General features: G+C 65.2%; 15 protein-coding genes and 1 tRNA gene. 8 read left to right on the forward strand and 8 right to left on the reverse strand.

Annotation, left to right across the window (positions count from 1 at the left end):
* Positions 1-22 precede the first annotated feature (22 nt).
* A complete protein-coding gene (locus EV148_RS17330; protein ID WP_132000117.1) occupies positions 23-595 on the forward strand; it encodes a hypothetical protein in 573 nt (190 codons plus the stop codon).
* Between the two features lie 250 nt (positions 596-845).
* On the opposite strand, the gene EV148_RS17335 is transcribed toward EV148_RS17330, so the two are convergent.
* From EV148_RS17335 to EV148_RS17350, 4 genes are all read right to left on the reverse strand, one after another.
* On the reverse strand, positions 846-1,793 hold the full coding sequence (locus tag EV148_RS17335; protein WP_132000118.1) for a LysR family transcriptional regulator: 948 nt from the start codon (positions 1,791-1,793) through the stop codon (positions 846-848).
* A 375-nt stretch (positions 1,794-2,168) separates the two neighbouring features.
* Positions 2,169-2,726, reverse strand: a complete 558-nt coding sequence (locus tag EV148_RS17340) for an ECF-type sigma factor (protein ID WP_158287530.1) — start codon at positions 2,724-2,726, stop codon at positions 2,169-2,171.
* A gap of 137 nt (positions 2,727-2,863) precedes the next feature.
* On the reverse strand, positions 2,864-5,386 hold the full coding sequence (locus EV148_RS17345) for a serine/threonine-protein kinase (RefSeq protein ID WP_132000120.1): 2,523 nt from the start codon (positions 5,384-5,386) through the stop codon (positions 2,864-2,866).
* A gap of 138 nt (positions 5,387-5,524) precedes the next feature.
* A complete protein-coding gene (locus tag EV148_RS17350) occupies positions 5,525-6,439 on the reverse strand; it encodes a prohibitin family protein (protein WP_132000121.1) in 915 nt (304 codons plus the stop codon).
* Positions 6,440-6,455: 16 nt separating this feature from the next.
* Between EV148_RS17350 and EV148_RS17355 the strand changes: the two genes are divergently transcribed.
* From EV148_RS17355 to EV148_RS17370, 4 genes are all read left to right on the forward strand, one after another.
* Positions 6,456-7,535, forward strand: coding sequence for a hypothetical protein (locus EV148_RS17355; RefSeq protein WP_132000122.1), 1,080 nt, complete (start codon positions 6,456-6,458; stop codon positions 7,533-7,535).
* A gap of 826 nt (positions 7,536-8,361) precedes the next feature.
* Positions 8,362-8,601, forward strand: a complete 240-nt coding sequence (locus EV148_RS17360) for a DUF2188 domain-containing protein (RefSeq protein WP_132000123.1) — start codon at positions 8,362-8,364, stop codon at positions 8,599-8,601.
* Between the two features lie 2 nt (positions 8,602-8,603).
* The gene (locus tag EV148_RS17365) at positions 8,604-9,020 is read left to right on the forward strand and encodes an ATP-dependent DNA ligase (protein WP_132000124.1); all 417 of its coding nucleotides are present in this window, start codon (positions 8,604-8,606) and stop codon (positions 9,018-9,020) included.
* A gap of 448 nt (positions 9,021-9,468) precedes the next feature.
* Complete coding sequence (locus tag EV148_RS17370) at positions 9,469-10,311, forward strand: hypothetical protein (protein WP_132000125.1); 843 nt, start codon at positions 9,469-9,471, stop codon at positions 10,309-10,311.
* A 286-nt stretch (positions 10,312-10,597) separates the two neighbouring features.
* Here EV148_RS17370 and EV148_RS19170 read toward each other — a convergent pair whose 3' ends face one another.
* From EV148_RS19170 to EV148_RS17385, 3 genes are all read right to left on the reverse strand, one after another.
* Positions 10,598-10,885, reverse strand: coding sequence for a transposase (locus tag EV148_RS19170; protein ID WP_132000126.1), 288 nt, complete (start codon positions 10,883-10,885; stop codon positions 10,598-10,600).
* Between the two features lie 45 nt (positions 10,886-10,930).
* Complete coding sequence (locus tag EV148_RS17380; RefSeq protein ID WP_132000127.1) at positions 10,931-11,569, reverse strand: tyrosine-type recombinase/integrase; 639 nt, start codon at positions 11,567-11,569, stop codon at positions 10,931-10,933.
* A 173-nt stretch (positions 11,570-11,742) separates the two neighbouring features.
* Positions 11,743-11,819: transfer RNA gene (locus EV148_RS17385), tRNA-Met, on the reverse strand.
* A gap of 148 nt (positions 11,820-11,967) precedes the next feature.
* Between EV148_RS17385 and EV148_RS17390 the strand changes: the two genes are divergently transcribed.
* From EV148_RS17390 to bfr, 3 genes are all read left to right on the forward strand, one after another.
* On the forward strand, positions 11,968-12,495 hold the full coding sequence (locus tag EV148_RS17390) for an RNA pyrophosphohydrolase (RefSeq protein ID WP_132000128.1): 528 nt from the start codon (positions 11,968-11,970) through the stop codon (positions 12,493-12,495).
* Positions 12,496-12,580: 85 nt separating this feature from the next.
* A complete protein-coding gene (locus EV148_RS17395) occupies positions 12,581-12,787 on the forward strand; it encodes a (2Fe-2S)-binding protein (protein ID WP_132000129.1) in 207 nt (68 codons plus the stop codon).
* A 139-nt stretch (positions 12,788-12,926) separates the two neighbouring features.
* The gene (bfr, locus tag EV148_RS17400; RefSeq protein WP_132000130.1) at positions 12,927-13,397 is read left to right on the forward strand and encodes a bacterioferritin; all 471 of its coding nucleotides are present in this window, start codon (positions 12,927-12,929) and stop codon (positions 13,395-13,397) included.
* Positions 13,398-13,410: 13 nt separating this feature from the next.
* On the opposite strand, the gene EV148_RS17405 is transcribed toward bfr, so the two are convergent.
* Entirely contained in the window at positions 13,411-15,105 is a 1,695-nt protein-coding gene (locus tag EV148_RS17405) for an EAL domain-containing protein (protein ID WP_158287531.1), read from the reverse strand.
* Positions 15,106-15,119 lie beyond the last annotated feature (14 nt).

Here is a 15,119-nt window from a genome sequence, read left to right on the forward strand (position 1 = left end):
GCCCGGTACGTCGATATCGCCCATGGACAAATCAGGCTCCCGACGCATGATCTTGCACGCAGACTATTCCGCCATGGCCGACGCTTCAGTGATCGAGGCGAGGCTGATGATCGCTTCGATGCTGGGTCCGAATGCGAGCGTTCCGGCAGGTTCCGATGACCACGACGATCGCCGGATCTGGAAGGCCCTCGCGCTTCTGTCCGAGGCGCAGGCAATCTGCGAGAGCCTGAATGCCGAGCAGCGCCACGCGGAGGCCGGCTGGAAGTGGCTCTGTCTCGCGACCAAGCTGAAAGCGGTAATGGACGTCGTCAATCAGGTGCGCGAAGAGTCACCCGCATTTCGCGAGCGCGTCTACAGGAAGTGGGTCCGCTTGTGCGAGGCACGACCGGATCCGGTCGTCTACTGGCACTTCATCGACGTCGAGCGGGACCGCTGTGCGACGCTGGACCGCTCTCCGCTCCGCTGGGTTGCCAAGCGCCGTAGGCGCATCTGGGTCGTCGACGGAGGCATGTTCGAGGGCTACGCGACGGACGATCTTTCGGCCAAGGCGATCAAGTGGCTGGCGCAGTACGTGGCGGACTTGCATGCCCAATGACGTCGTGCGGCTGCCAAGCGTTTCAAAGCGGGCGCCGCTCGACTGCATGGCTTGACGCAAAGGTTTGGACATATGTGAAGAGAGGCCGATTACACTCCCTAGTGTCCGATACCGTGACAAGCCCAGGAGTATTGGCAACGCTTCTCTTCAAAAGCGCTATTCCTCGCGCCCCCTCGGCGGCATCGCGTGGCAGGCATCCATCCTCCGGTGCGAAAGCGGCCCCATGATCATTGTCTGGCGGCTTTCCGCACTAGGCAGCGTTCCTCGCTGCGCGCAGGTTTGCACCGACCAATGCGTCGTCGGGAACAGCAACTTCCTCGATGGCAATTGCATGTTCGCCGTACAGATGCGCGCATTCGCTGATCAGTGCTTCGACGACGGCGCGCAGCATGCGATTCGGATACGGTTGCCGGTGGTAGTGCAGGAAGACAGGTACGTCGTAGGGCCTGAAGCCAGGCACGAGTCGCACATGGTGATCCGGTTGGAGCAGATGAAGTGGTACGACGGCGCGGCCGACGCCCTCAGATACCGCATCGATCAACCCATAGATGTCGTCGAAGTAGGCGCGCAGCATCTTCGGAACGGTCGCGCCGGTCTGTGCCAGGAAGAAGCGTTCGGTGAAGTTGTCGCGCGGATCATGATCGATGTAGCAATCCTTGCGTCCAACGTACAGGTTTGATTCGATCAGCACATTGCGCTCTACGCCGAGGCGGACGTTCTCGATGCCCATGCGTTCGCATTCGGACAACGACACGCTGAAATCGACCTTGCCGTCCGCCAGAAGCTCGTGCAGCTGGCTGATCTCGCCTTTGCTGAACTGACACGACAACCGGGGGTTGTCGCGCAGCAGCGGGCCCACCGCCGGAATGAGAACCGAGCGCAGGCATGAGGAGAACGAAACGAGTCGAAAGTGGCCCGAGATCCCTTGCGGGCTTCCGACGAGACTGTCCAGCAGGTCCTGCTCCTGGCGCTCTATCGACGACGCGAAGCGCTGCAGCACCCGTCCCGACTCAGTGAGCTCGAGCCCGCCGCGCAGGCGCAGGAACAACGCCTGCCCGAGCCTGCCTTCGAGGCTCTGGATGCGCTTGGTCAATGCCGGCTGGCTGATGTTGAGCAGTCGGGCGGCGCGGGCGTATTTGAGCTCGCGCGCCAGTATCACGAACGATTCGAGTTGGGTGGAGGAAATGCGTACGCCCATGGATAAGTGATCCGGTTGTCAAAGGCTGCTCGGGAAGTGGCCTCCGTGTCGGTGTCGGGACGTTCGCAGCGAACGAAGTCCTCCTTCGCAGCGCGGCCACGCTTGACTGCACGGGGGGCGTGGAACGATTTGGCGTGGCCACATATCAAGGCGCCGACGCGATCGGACCCATCGATCGCCCCGTTTCTTCCCCTGTCATATAAGGAAACGGACGACGGAGTGCGGTCCAGACGTCATGACCCGCGAATGGCGCGCGCACCCTCGCGTTTCAGGTGCCACATGCGATGGCCCGAGGTCGGAACGAAGCTGGCACGACCGACCTGTCGTGCAATGCGCGACGTTGCGGGACGACGCCAGTGGACCGCAGCCTTCAGGTCAAGGTGCTTCCAGGGCGATCTGCAGGTAGTTGCGGGCGAATGCGAGATCGCGATGGATCGTGCGTTCCGTGACGCCGAGCATCTCACCGATCGCGACCGCGGAGAGGCCGCAGAAGAAGCGCAGCGCGAACATTTCGGCCATTTGAGCGTCCTGCTGTTCGAGGGCGCTCAGCGCCTGGTCGAGTGCCAGGGCCTGTTCTGCGTCGGTGCCGAATTCTTCGGCTTCGCCGACGAGCTCGGTCCGAATCAGGTCGCCGCCGCGCTTCTTCGCGATCCGTTCGCGGGCATGGTCGATCATCGTCTGCCGCATGGCACGCATTGCGAGATTGAAGAAATGCCGGCGGTCATTGATGGCGTCGAGGCGCCCTCTCGAGAGTCGCAGGAACGTCTCGTTCACCAGTGCGGTCGGAGAAAGCGTCGCGGTCGCGCCGCCGCCGAGCTGGCGTGCCGCGAGGCGCCTAAGCTCCGAATAGATCGCGGCGTATGCGCGATCGCCGGCGCCGCGATCGCCGCATCCGGCAGCGCGTAACCATTCGGTGAGTGGTGGCTCTTTCATAAGGCAAACTCCGATGGCGCGAGCGAGGGCGCATACGGGTGGCGAACGCTGGCCGAGGAATGCAACGCTCGATCGACTCCGTGCCGCCACGTTGCTGTGGACGGCGGGATGACCGCCGACACGGTACGTTCGACATACTATAGCCGCGTTGCGGGGGCGCGACCTCCGGAGCGATCAGCTTCCTGCAGGGGGTGACCATATGCCCGATTGAAGATTGCGGACGCCTCTGTTCGAAGGTTCGCGGCGCCTTTGGCGTCTCCGCGCCGCTCGACGATGTCGGCGAGCAGAAGGTCGATATCACCCACGCGGACGCTGCCCGCCCGCTGTCCGCCAAGAAGCCGATCGCGCGCCGCAACGACCTGCCTCTCGCCATCGGCGGCATCACCGCTCGCAGCGATCGCGGCGCCGATTGCAGCATCCGCAAGCGCGACATACTGGTCGTCTCCGGCCTTGCGTGCGAGCCCATCGCGCGCGCCGCGCAGGACGGCAAGCGCCGCCGCCGGGTCCTGATCGAGCAAACTGAGGCCGAGCGCGAGTTCGGTAGAGCTTCGGCGGGGATTGTTCGGAGCGAGCTCGAGCGCTTTCCGGAGCGTCGCAGCGGCTTCGTGGGTGCGACCAGCGCGATACAGCGCCCATCCGAGAGACGCGGTCGTGATTCCGATGATCGGCGCCCCGGGCAGGCGTTTGCGTGCAAGGTCCCCTGCGTTGCGCAGGGTCTCGATTGCTTCCGCGAAGCGGCCGCTGTTGGCCAGCGCGAGGCCGAGCACATTGTCGACATAGATGCTGCGCGGATGATCCGCGCCCACCGTCCGCTCCAGCATCGCGTGGGCGCGCGCGGCCAATGCGGCGGCGTCGCCGAACCGTTCGTCGTACAGGCGGTCGGCCGCGACGTTCATCAGATCCATGGCGATATCGGCGCTCTCCGGGCCTTCGCGAGCCATGCGCTCCTGCAGGATCTCCTCGTGCAACCGTTGCGCTTCCGCATGGTCGCCGCGCAGGTTCGCGAGTTTCGCGAGACCCGTGACCGCTCCGATCCGCGGCGGGGCGTAGTCCGGGCCGCTGTCACGCAGCAGCTCGTGCGCCTCCTCGAATGCTGCACGCGCGCCATCGATCTCTCCGCCTTCTTCGCGTGCGAGCGCCAGTTGTACCAGCAGGGCCCCCAGTCTCGCAGACGGTACTTCGTCGCTTGCACGAACTTTCGCGACTCTGTTCTCCAACCAGCCGCGCGCCGTGGCCACGTCACCCGCACTGATCATCGCCTGTGCAACTGTCGTACTCAATCTCGCCTGCAGGTCCGGGACGTCGGCGAATTCCCTGTCGATATCCGTCATCGCCTGGTGCAGCAGCTCGATCGCTCCGCCCTTGGACTGCCGGGCGCTGTAGGGATCTGCGTCGGCGAACAGATTGTTGAGGAATATCTGGGCGCGATCCACGCGCTCGGCAAAATGCCGGGCTCGTTGCGCCTGCCAGAGCGTCATGGAACCGAGCGTCAACATGCCCGCGAGCGCTACGCACCCAATTGCGACAGCCAAGCGATGGCGCCGGCAGAAGCGGGCAGCCAGATACGCGGCGGAAGGCCGGCTGATGCTGATCGGGCGATGATCAAGCCAACGATTCAGATCGTCGCGAAGCGAAGGCACCGACGGATATCGGTCGGCGGGAAGCGGCGCGAGCGAGTGCGAGATGATCCGGCCCAGATCGCCTCGCAGGGCGCGCACGATGTCGCGTCGACGGATTGACTCCGATTGATCCCCGGAGGTCGTTCGCGACGAACAGTCCGCGAGTTCGCGCGTCGTCCATTCCCGGCCGGTGTCGCCGCGTTCGAGGATCGGCAGCCGCCGTCCGGCCACGAGTTCGTACAGCAGCAAGCCGAGCGCATAGACGTCGGTCGCGACCGTCACGCGTTCGCCTCTCAACTGCTCTGGCGCTGCATATTCGGGCGTGAATACACGCGTCTGCGGAGTATCGCCGCCTGGATCGAGTATGCGGGCGATACCGAAATCGAGCAGTTTGACCGAGCCTTCCTGGGTCACCAGGACATTTGATGGCTTCAGATCCCGATGAACGACGAGCTGTCCATGCGCGTGGGCGACTGCTGCGCAGATCTGGACGAAGAGCTTCACGCGTCGGCGCAGGTCCGGAACGTGGGCATCGCAGTAGTCGATGAGCGGCATGCCATCGACGTACTCCATCGCCAGCCACGACAGGCCGCCCTCGCTCCCGGCATCGATGAACGCGGTGATGTTGGGGTGGGTGAGCGTTGCAAGTACGCGCTGCTCACGCATTGCGGCCTCATTCGTCGCTGCCCAGCTTCCACCCAGCACCTTCAACGCTACGCGCTGCGTGAATCGGGCGTCGCTGCGTTCGGCAAGATAGACGACGCCCATGCCGCCGGAGCCGATCTGCCGCAAGATCCGGAATGGCCCAAGGCGCTCCGGGAGTTCGCCGCTGCCGGAGTTCGTCATCAGATCGCGCGCCGCGACACCGAGGGGATCGACGCTCGCATCGGGCGTAGGGCGAAGCAGTTTGCGGACAGCCGCAGCCAGTTCGGGATCGACAGCACTGGCGCGCTCGAGTTCACGCGAGCGGTCTTCGGCATCTGTTGCCTCGATTCTGGCGGCGAGCTCCCGGATCTCGCGCCAGCGGTCTGGTTCGAACAACGGCCCTGCTTTTGGCACCTTCGACGCGCCGGTCGCGGCGCCCTCGATCGGATCCCACGATCCTGCCTTTCAGAGAATAGCTCAACCAGGACTGTCTTCGGTGCGCGCCTTCTCTCGCGGTGCCCAGGCCAGCTCCTGCTAATCAGCCTTCTGCGCGGGCGTGAAGAACGGGATCGGCGTGCCCGCGTAGATCGCCTCGGGCAGCTTGCCGTCCCAGCGCTCCGCCTTGACGCGCTCGACCTCGATGCGGCGCAGTTCGAGGACTTCCTTGCTCTTGGCGAGCGCCTCGTTCTGCACGCGCAACGCATCGGCCTGCGCGTTCGCGGCCTTGATCGTCGCGTATGCCTCGCCGTCCGCCTTCGCCTTCAGCGCATTCGCTTCCGCCTCGGCGACGGCGACCTTCTGCTTCTGCTCCGCCTCGACCGTCTTCACCTTGTTTTCCGCCGCGAGGCGCAGCTGTTCCTGCGTGACCTTCTCGTTGATCGCGGCCATGTACTCGGGCGAGAACGCGAAGTTGCGCATGTCGATGTTGATGACCTGCGCGCCGTACACCTCGAGCTTCTGCTTGAGCGCGGCGTTGATGTCGGTCGACACCTGCGAACGCTTGGCGATGAGGTCGGGCGCGTTGTACTTCGCGGTCACCGCCTTGAACACTTCCTGCGTCGCGGTCTGCACGTACGAGGACAGGTCGCCGTCGTGGCTGTACTTCTCGTACACCTCGGCGACGCGGTCGGTGATGATGCTGTAGCGCACGGTGAGGCTCACCTTGACCGGTTGCTGGTCGCTCGTGCTGCCGTCGGCATTGTCGATCTGCGCCTGCTCGGCGCGGATGCTGAACAACGCGAGCCGCTGCCATGGCATGACGACTGCGAGACCTTCGTTCTCGATGCCGCGGATCGCGCCGAACTGGGTCAGCACGCCGCGCGAGCCGGTCGGCACCTGGCGGAACGGCCAGAACGCCGACAGCAACAGGCCGATCACCGCGACGACGACGACGTCACGCACCACCTTCTCGAGCAGCCAACGCCCCTGGGCGTCCTGATAACGCGCCATCTGATCCCCCTCCCGGATGATCGCGGCGACGACGGTCGCCGCGCGGCGCGCAGTCTGCGGCACGCGATCGAATGCCCGCAAGCACGGCGCGCGGGCAGGTCGAACCGGCGACGATGAACGCTGCTTTGCAGCGATGCCCGAAGTACATATCCTCCGGACGGGACGCCCGGACCTGGAAGCCTGGATGCGCAGTCGTATCGTTCGTTCGCTCGCGGCGGCGCTGATCGTCGTCGCGGGTGTCATTGGATACTTCTGGTACCAGGCCCCGCCTCCAGCCTCTCCCGCCCTGTTGCCTGCAGGCGCGACCGCGCCCGTCGCGACGACGAACGGGGAGGCGCCGCGGCCGGCGAACGCGTCCCGGACCGATGCCGTGCGAACCGCGTCGGTCCTGCCGTCCAGCTATTTCGATGGCGTGCGCGACTACGCAGAGCTGGCGAAGAAAGTGGCTGCGGCAGGCAACGATGCCGATGCCCTTTACGCGAAGATGATTGCCGCCGGTACATGCGACCAGCCGGAGGAGTTGCGTGACCGGTGGTTCGCGCGGCGTAAGCAGCGCGAAGTCGTGTCGCCTCAAGCTGAAGCGTCTTACCGAGCGGCAAGGGCGCATCGTCTGCGGTTCTGCGAGACCTGGGACGGTACCTCGTTTGGAGAGGCCGTCGGCGAAGCGGTGCAGGTCGACTCCGACAGCGACCTCGTCACATCGCAGAGGCTGACGGAGGACGAGGACAGGGAGCGGGCGACGGCGATGGCCCTGGAGATTTTCCGGACCTCGCACTCAGGAACTGCGATCCGGAACGCCGCCAATTATCTCATGAGCGTCGGCGCGGACGCGTGGACCGACGGCAAGGAAGTCGTGGCGGGTTCGTATCTGGCGAAGCAGAGCCGGGAGATCCAGTGGCTCGCGGCACACATGGTCGCATGCGACGTGGGTGGGGGCTGTGGCAGCGATGGCTTCTACGCCTGGTCGGACTGCGAGATGTTCGACATGTGCCACCCGGGCGTGAGCATGGACGAAATCTGGAGGAGGACCAACGCTCCGGACGTCTATGAAGCGGCTCGCCGGATGGCGCTGCTGATGAGGCGTCCTTCCGGCTAGCGGGCGGTGCGCGGTGCGCTCGTGCGGGGACAAACCCATTCATTTGGGTTTGGCGCGGTATTGCCTGCTCCCGGGAGTAAGAGAAGAAGAGCAAGAGCAAGAGCAAGAGCAAGTCAGATCCCCGTGCTTTGCTCCCTTAGCCCGCAGTAGGACACGCGAAAGGCGCGAGAAGAGGCTGGGCGTACTTGATGCGCAAGTATGGTCTCGCCGCTGCTTAAGTGCAATATATATATCTTTACTATTCATATACTTATGTTGCAAAACGTCAAACAATCGTCAATGAATTGACGGGGTTCCGCAGCTGATCGAGTGTGATCGAACCTCCGGAGGGTTCGGCGCCGGTAGTCGCTCGATCAGGGCCATCTCTGGGTCGACAGCATCGTATTCCCCGGGCTTCGACCCATCGGCCATCTTCCAGCCGAGAATGCGCCAGCCGGAGCCCGTTGGGACGGCGTCGGTAAAAAACCGGTGCGAATCAGGGCATGAGCCAGGGACGCAGCGCACGCGACGTTCCTGGTTGATGAGTACGAGCTCCACCTCGGCGTGCCAAGCGGGGCTCTTGCTCCAACCCTTCCATGCATCGCATAGCAGTGCTCGACGTGAGCGGACGCCGGCGACGAAAGCGGTCTCCAGCAAGGCAGCACAGCGCGCGTACGACGTTTCATAGCTCTCCTCCGGCGTGTCAGGCGGCAAGGTCGTCGGAGAATGTCTCAGTACTCAAGACGACCCATGGAGCGTCGTCCCATGTGGCCGTCTGTCCTCGCTGAGGCTTCGGTCAGCCACTGGCTGGTTATCTACAGCTCCAAGTCGTTTCGAGGAGATCGCCATGGGCCCCTACGTCATGCACCTCGTCCACAGCAACGTCGACCACCGCTGGCACCTCGAACACGATGGCGAGGACGTCGGGGCGTTCGACACGAAGGCCGACGCGGAAGAAGCTGGTAAGGCTCGCGGAAACAAGCTGTGGGACGTCGGCAAGACCGCGCAGCTCGTCGTCCACCGTCAGGACGGTTCGATCGAAACGGAGTACACCTACGGGCAGGACCCCGAACGTCACCCGGGTTGACCATGGCACGCAAGCAACTGGGCGAGCCCGCCAGCATCGAGAACGTCGCCTTTGCCCCCGAGCTGTGCCGGAGCGAGCCACAGGCGCCTGCAGGTGACGACTGGCTGCATGAGGTGAAGTGGGACGGCTACCGCATCCTTGCTACCGTGGTTAATGGGAAGGCCCGGCTTTGGTCGCGCAACGAGAAGGAGTGGACGGACAAGATCCCGGCCATCGCCGCCGACGTTGCTGCCCTGAAGCTCGACAGCGCCCAGCTCGACGGTGAACTCGTCGCAATAACCGGCGGAAAGGCGGACTTCAATGCGCTCCACGCTGATCGCGCTGGAGCGTCGCTTGCCTACGTCCTCTTCGACAAAGTCCTAGAACGAGTGGGGCTACCCATGCAGCATCAAGCCATACCCGGAGCTCTCAAAACGTAACCTTACAGATCAAGCGTGGCGATCAAGCGGCCAGCCGGTGCTCGTAATACGGCCGTTCGCGGTTGTCGAGAATGGCGTACATCGCGGCGAGGTCGTTCGGGTCGGCACGCAGCTAGGCGTCGACGTTCTCAGGCTTGATCGGAATGGATGCAGCGGTCATGGCCCTGCCGCGGTGACTTTTGGCGGGCGTTCATCCTTGTGTAGCCTCGCTGCGTCTACAGCGCCGCTCTCCGCATTCTCCGGGCGCCACTAAAACACTACCATCAATAGCGCTGCTACGCTGACCCTGCCGCCAGCAGGACCGCTGCGGTGTTCTATGGAATACTCTAGAGAGGGGGTAGACATGCGTAAGGGAGCTATCCGATTCATCGCCGGCATCGCGAGCCTGTTCGCGCTAGGCACCGCGTCAGCGACATACACGCAGTGCCCCGGGTGCACGCCTGCGCAGATGTTGCAGACTGCTATCAACATGAAGCAGGGGACGTGGCTCGTCTGGAATCCGACGATCGGCAGTATCCGCAAGTACCAAGTGACCTGTGGGATCGTCAATGGGACCGACCCGGGAACGGAGTCTAGCGCACCAGCCACCGATGGAGTCGTCGCCACCGACGACGACATCACCACCGATGGCCTAGCCGTCGACGACGGCAGCAACACGACGGCCGCGACTAACTGCACGGGCATCGAGCTTTCGGTTCCGCAGGGCGTGCTCGACGTCGCCGCGAAGCTCTACCAGCTCTCGCAATTGACCAACGGCACATACAAGGCTGCCGTCGAGGTCTACGCGAACAACTGGAACATCCCGACGGTGCCGAACCCCTCGGCCCATGATTACCTCATGGACGGTAACTACCGCGCGCAGCTCAACGATCGCCTCCAAGATCACGGGCTGGAGTACGCGAACAACGGAATTCTTGACGGCCTCTTTGAGTTCCTGCGAGCGCATGCGGACGCGGCGTTGCAGTTCACCAGCGGCGTTAATGCCACCATCACGGTGATCTTCAACGACGGGTCGAAGCTCAAGGTCAAGTTGACCTTGGACAAGCCCCCCGCGTACGAGAAGGGTTCTGCGCGCGATTCGACGGGGCAGCTCCTCCCGGACGACAACGTCCCCGAGTACGCCGGCCGCTGGTTCTACGGCGCGACCGAACAGCGCAATGCCGATCGCATTGTCCAATTGCTTAACGCACGGGGCGCTGAGGTCATCATCGGCACGCGACGCAACGGCTTCCTGAACTGTACGTGGAATAGCGTCAACAATCGCCTGAGCTGCCACTGGTCCTCTTACTGACGGGCCTAGCAAGTCCTCAGAGACCCGGAGCACCCTAGGAGCACCTAGGGTCGCTCCTAGTCTGCCCGTTGCGCGTATCGCACATCGCGTTGGGCGCGCAAGGTATTCCTCAGTTGGATGTCGACCCGCGTCATCGCTGGTGGCTATCGCCTGCGTCCCTGTGCACGGGCGCGTATTCGCTGACTCGGTGGTCGGCATATAGCCTGCACGCCACACCTCAGCTCGCTGCCGCCTGATCGGGCTGGCATGTGTAGGAAATTGACCGTCGTCTGTGTAGGGCGAATGATCACTCCCGACCCACTTCATCCCCTGGCGTTGGGCCCCTGAGCGGTGATAGCAAGGCTGCCGACAACCGCACGGGAATCGGCAACACTTTTCGAGCCGTACCCTCCCGAGGCGAGTCGATGACACTGATCTTCCAGATCAAGGGCTGGCAGGTCGTGAAGCGGGCCATCGGTAGTCGGCCGCGGGTGCCCAAGTCGCGAGCAATCTGCGACACGTTCGCGCCGGGCAATCGGGTCAGGCCCACCGCCTCGCGCTTGAACTCCTCGCTGTATCGTTTTCTCTGCTGCATGACACTCCTCCTGCCCCATCATGGGGCTTAACTGAAGTGTCCGTGTTAGCGGGGTAGAACCCTTGGGTAGTTCTTCTGGTGGCGTAAAGGGAGTGTCTCGAGCAGCGCATCGGCAGGGTTGTTCTGCGACCGCTCACTGGCGATGGCGAACCGGAAGATGCGGCTGAGCTGACTCCGAAGGCGCTGCGCCTGCTCATGGTGCCCCCGATCGGCGACGCGGGTCAGCAGTGGACGTACATGTGCGACACCCACGTCCGAGATGGGTAGCCTTCCGATCCAGGGGAACGCGTGGTTCTCGAGGCGGTCGCGCTCCTTGTCATGCTGCTTCGGGGTCCAGTCCCTCTTCCTGACAGCCAGCCACTCGCGCGCGATCGCCTCGAACGTATTGGCTGCGCGTTCCTCGCCTGCGCGCTTGGTGTCCTTCCGATGTTCGCCGGGATCAACGCCCGCAGCGAGCAGACGACGCTGTTCGGCTCGCCAGTCGCGTGCAGCAGCGAGGGTCACGTCAGGGTAGGCGCCCGGGCCGATCGTGTTTCGCATCCTCGTGATTGGGCGGCGGTAGTCCCACTGCCACAACTTGGAGCCGTTGGGGCGAACCAACAGGTAGAGGCCACCGCCATCAGCGAGCTTGTGCTGCCTTTCACGCGGCTTCGCGCCGCGAACAACGGTATCGGTAAGGGGCATCGTGTCCCATGACGGTAATGGCGCTCGTCAGCAGCGCCGCTACCGTCAACATTACCGTTCGCTACCGCAGGCTTTCAACGAATTTCGTGAGACTTTGCAGGACGACCATCTCGTCCAAATCCGCATCACTGCGAATATTCTTGGACTTCGTCGGACGACGTCGGAGTAGTATGTGGTGGCTATGGGTGGACTCGAACCACCGACCCCAGCATTATGAGTGCTGTGCTCTAACCGGCTGAGCTACATAGCCAAGTGGCGCGTGCGCACGGCACGCGCGGAAGGGCGTGCGATTCTAGTGCCTCGGGGCGGCCTGTCAAGCGCCGTGAGGTCCGTTCGCCTTGCCGCCCGCGCGAGGCGTGTGGAAGAATCGGTCGCATGTACGTTACCGGCCATCATCCATGATCGACCCCGATGGCTACCGACCGAACGTCGGCATCATCCTGCTGAACGCGCAGGGGCACGTGTTCTGGGCGCGCCGGATCGGGCGCGACGGCTGGCAGTTCCCGCAGGGCGGGATGCGCAGCGACGAGACGCCGATCGAGGCGATGTACCGCGAGCTGGCCGAAGAGACCGGCTTGCTGCCGCAGCACGTCGAGGTACTCGGCTCGACCCCGGGCTGGCTGCGCTACCGACTGCCGCCGCGCCTCGTGCGGCGCCACGACCGCCCGGTCTGCATCGGCCAGAAGCAGGTCTGGTTCCTGCTGCGCCTCGTCGGCGAGGAATCGGCCGTGCGCCTCGACGCGACCGACAAGCCCGAATTCGACCACTGGCGCTGGGTCGACTTCTGGTACCCGGCCGCGCACGTGGTCACGTTCAAGCGGCGCGTGTACGAGCAGGCGCTGCGCCATCTCGTCGCCCTCGCCGAGGACAGCTGCCGGGTGACCCTGCGCGAGCAGCGCTGGCTGGCGGAACTCGTCGGCACCTGAACGTCGCGGCAGTGTCGTCCCGAGTAGTTGACAATCATTCTCATTTACATTCAAATGTAGGCATCCCGATTTCCCGGATGCCTGCATGTACGTCTGCATCTGCAACGCCGTCACCGATCGCGCGATCCGCGAAGCCGCCGAGAGCGGTGCGCATTCGTTCGCCGAAGTGCGCCGTCGCACCGGCTGCTCGGATTGCTGCGGCAGTTGCGAAGAGCTGGCGAGCCAGATCTTCCACGACGCGCTCGCGCGCAAGCGCACGCTCGACCTGCCGCTGATCGCCGCAGCCGCCTGACGCGGGCGCGCGCACGCGCCTCGCCACGCACGCGCGGAATGCGTGCGATTTTCGTTTCCTCGTGGTGCCGTCGCGCGCGCTATAGTCGCGTCGTTGCGCCGCGCGCCCGCGCGGCATCGCCCGTGACGGAGACCGTGCAATGAAAGGGAACGCGAAGATCATCGGCCACCTCAACAAGGCGCTGTTCAACGAGCTGACCGCGATCAACCAGTATTTCCTGCACGCGCGCATGTACCGCAACTGGGGCTACAAGGAACTGGCCGAGCACGAGTACAAGGAATCGATCGACGAGATGAAGCACGCCGATCGCCTGATCGAGCGCATCCTGTTCCTCGAGGGCCTGCCGAACCTGCAAGCGCTCGGCAAGCTCATGATCGGCGAGTCGCCCAAGGAAGTGCTCGCCTGCGACCTGCAGCTCGAGATGCAGGCGGTGCCGGACCTCAAGGCCGCGATCGCCGACTGCGAAGCGCTCGGCGACTACGTCAGCCGCGAGCTGTTCGAGGACATCCTCGAATCGGAGGAAGAGCACATCGACTGGCTCGAGACGCAGCTCGGCCTGATCGACAAGCTCGGCGAGAATCCCTACCTGCAGACGAAGATCGGCGGCTGAGGCGCCGCGCGCGCTACATCCGCGCGCCTTCGAAGTCGAACGCGAGGTCGCTGTCGGCGGCCTGCACGAAATTGCCCTGCACGAAGTCGACGCCGACGCGCACGAGCGGGGCGATGCCGTGCACGTCCTCGACGCGCGGCGCGATCACCCGCGTGCCTCGTTCGTGCAGGCGCTCGAGCAGGGCGACGAACGCCTCGCGCTGCTCCTCGCCGTCGAGCGCGGGCGGCCTGGCGAGCTTGACGAAGTCGACGGCGAGCACCGGCAACGGATGCACGTCGGCGAGTTCCGCGTCGAACGCGGACAACGACAGGCGCGCACCGAGCGCGCGCAGCGCGTCGGCGCAACGTTGCGCCTCGGCAGGCGCCTCGATCGCGTCGGCGGCGCGCAGCTCGACGACGATCGAGCGTGCATCGATCGCATGCCGCGCGAGCTCCGCGGCCAACGCGGCTACCATGCTCGGGTCGCGCACGCTCGCCAGCGACTGGCTCACGAACAGCTGCGTCGAGCCGGCGCCGTGCGCGGCGACGCGTTCGACGCAGTGCGCGAGCACCCAGCGGTCGACCGCACCGATGAGCCCGGCGGCTTCGGCCGCAGGGATGATCTCGGAGGCCGGATGCAGGCGCCCGTCCGCTCCGCGCAGGCGCAGCAGCGCCTGGAACTGCGCGCCCTCCTCGCCGCGCAGCGAAACGATCGGCTGGAACATCAGTTCGAAACCGCTGCCCGCGAGCGCGTGTCGCACCTGGCCGGCGAGATCGCCGCCGTGGCCGGCGTCGAGGTCGCGCACGACGAACACGCCATGCCGCGACTGCGCCTGCATGGCGGCGACGAGTCCGTGCGCGGCGTCGTACATCCTGCGCGCACTGCGCGCGCCACGCGCGAACGTGCACAGGCCGACGTCGAACCCGCCGATGCGGGCGAGGCCGTCGCGCAGGCGCGAGGCTTCGGCTTCGAGTGCGTCGGCGGACAGTTCGCGATCGAACACGAGGTAGCGGTCGGCGCCGTCGCTCGCGACGCGATCGCCCGCGCGCGCCGACGCGCAGATCGCGCGCAGGGTCTCGGCGGTGCGCGCTGCGGCGCCGGCCGGGTCGCTCGCGTCCGCGGCGACCAGCACGAACAGGCCGCCCGCCTGGATCGCCGCGTCGTCGCGCGCGAGGCACTCCGATACTTCGCGCAGCAACTGCTCGCGCGAGCACGCCGTACCGCCACGCGGGCCGAAGTTCGGCGGCGTGCCGCCGGCCGTCTCCACCGGGGCAGCGGCTGGGGCGGGAGCCGGCGCGGCCGCGGCCATCGAAGCCAGTCGCGTCCAGTATTCGGGTGGTGGGACGACCAGCAACGGGAAACCGTTCTCGCGCGTCGCGCCCGCGACGACCGGCGAGTCGCGCGTCGCGCCCGCCGGCGATGGCGCATCGAGCCGGCCGACCAGGCCGTCGAGGCGATGGCGGCTCGCGCGATCGGGCGCGCGCGGTGGCTCGAGCAGGCCGACGCAGGTCGCGCGCAGCTCCTCGAGCAGGTCGGCCTGGGGCGCGAAGCCGAGTTCGCGGCACGCTGCGCCGACGCGCGCGGCGTCGTCCGCGAGCAGGCGCAGCACGTTGAGGTCCCAGGTCGTGCGCAGCTGCTCGCCGCGGCGGCGCAGCCGTTCGATGCGTGGCGACAGCTGCTGCGCCCAGAGCCGGCGCGGAAACTGCGCTGCAGGGTCGTTCGCCATCATGGCCGTCCCCGTTC

It is taken from the genome of Dokdonella fugitiva (assembly GCF_004342425.1).
In the GTDB taxonomy this organism is placed as follows: Bacteria; Pseudomonadota; Gammaproteobacteria; order Xanthomonadales; family Rhodanobacteraceae; genus Dokdonella_A; species Dokdonella_A fugitiva.

Bases quoted from the DNA above. Each gene is read 5' to 3' on its own strand.
- EV148_RS17330 (WP_132000117.1), top strand. From the start codon at position 23: ATGGACAAATCAGGCTCCCGACGCATGATCTTGCACGCAGACTATTCC.
- EV148_RS17335 (WP_132000118.1), bottom strand. From the start codon at position 1,793: ATGGGCGTACGCATTTCCTCCACCCAACTCGAATCGTTCGTGATACTG.
- EV148_RS17340 (WP_158287530.1), bottom strand. From the start codon at position 2,726: ATGAAAGAGCCACCACTCACCGAATGGTTACGCGCTGCCGGATGCGGC.
- EV148_RS17350 (WP_132000121.1), bottom strand. From the start codon at position 6,439: ATGGCGCGTTATCAGGACGCCCAGGGGCGTTGGCTGCTCGAGAAGGTG.
- EV148_RS17355 (WP_132000122.1), top strand. From the start codon at position 6,456: ATGATCGCGGCGACGACGGTCGCCGCGCGGCGCGCAGTCTGCGGCACG.
- EV148_RS17360 (WP_132000123.1), top strand. From the start codon at position 8,362: ATGGGCCCCTACGTCATGCACCTCGTCCACAGCAACGTCGACCACCGC.
- EV148_RS17365 (WP_132000124.1), top strand. From the start codon at position 8,604: ATGGCACGCAAGCAACTGGGCGAGCCCGCCAGCATCGAGAACGTCGCC.
- EV148_RS17370 (WP_132000125.1), top strand. From the start codon at position 9,469: ATGTTGCAGACTGCTATCAACATGAAGCAGGGGACGTGGCTCGTCTGG.
- EV148_RS19170 (WP_132000126.1), bottom strand. From the start codon at position 10,885: ATGCAGCAGAGAAAACGATACAGCGAGGAGTTCAAGCGCGAGGCGGTG.
- EV148_RS17380 (WP_132000127.1), bottom strand. From the start codon at position 11,569: ATGCCCCTTACCGATACCGTTGTTCGCGGCGCGAAGCCGCGTGAAAGG.
- EV148_RS17390 (WP_132000128.1), top strand. From the start codon at position 11,968: ATGATCGACCCCGATGGCTACCGACCGAACGTCGGCATCATCCTGCTG.
- EV148_RS17395 (WP_132000129.1), top strand. From the start codon at position 12,581: ATGTACGTCTGCATCTGCAACGCCGTCACCGATCGCGCGATCCGCGAA.
- bfr (WP_132000130.1), top strand. From the start codon at position 12,927: ATGAAAGGGAACGCGAAGATCATCGGCCACCTCAACAAGGCGCTGTTC.
- EV148_RS17405 (WP_158287531.1), bottom strand. From the start codon at position 15,105: ATGATGGCGAACGACCCTGCAGCGCAGTTTCCGCGCCGGCTCTGGGCG.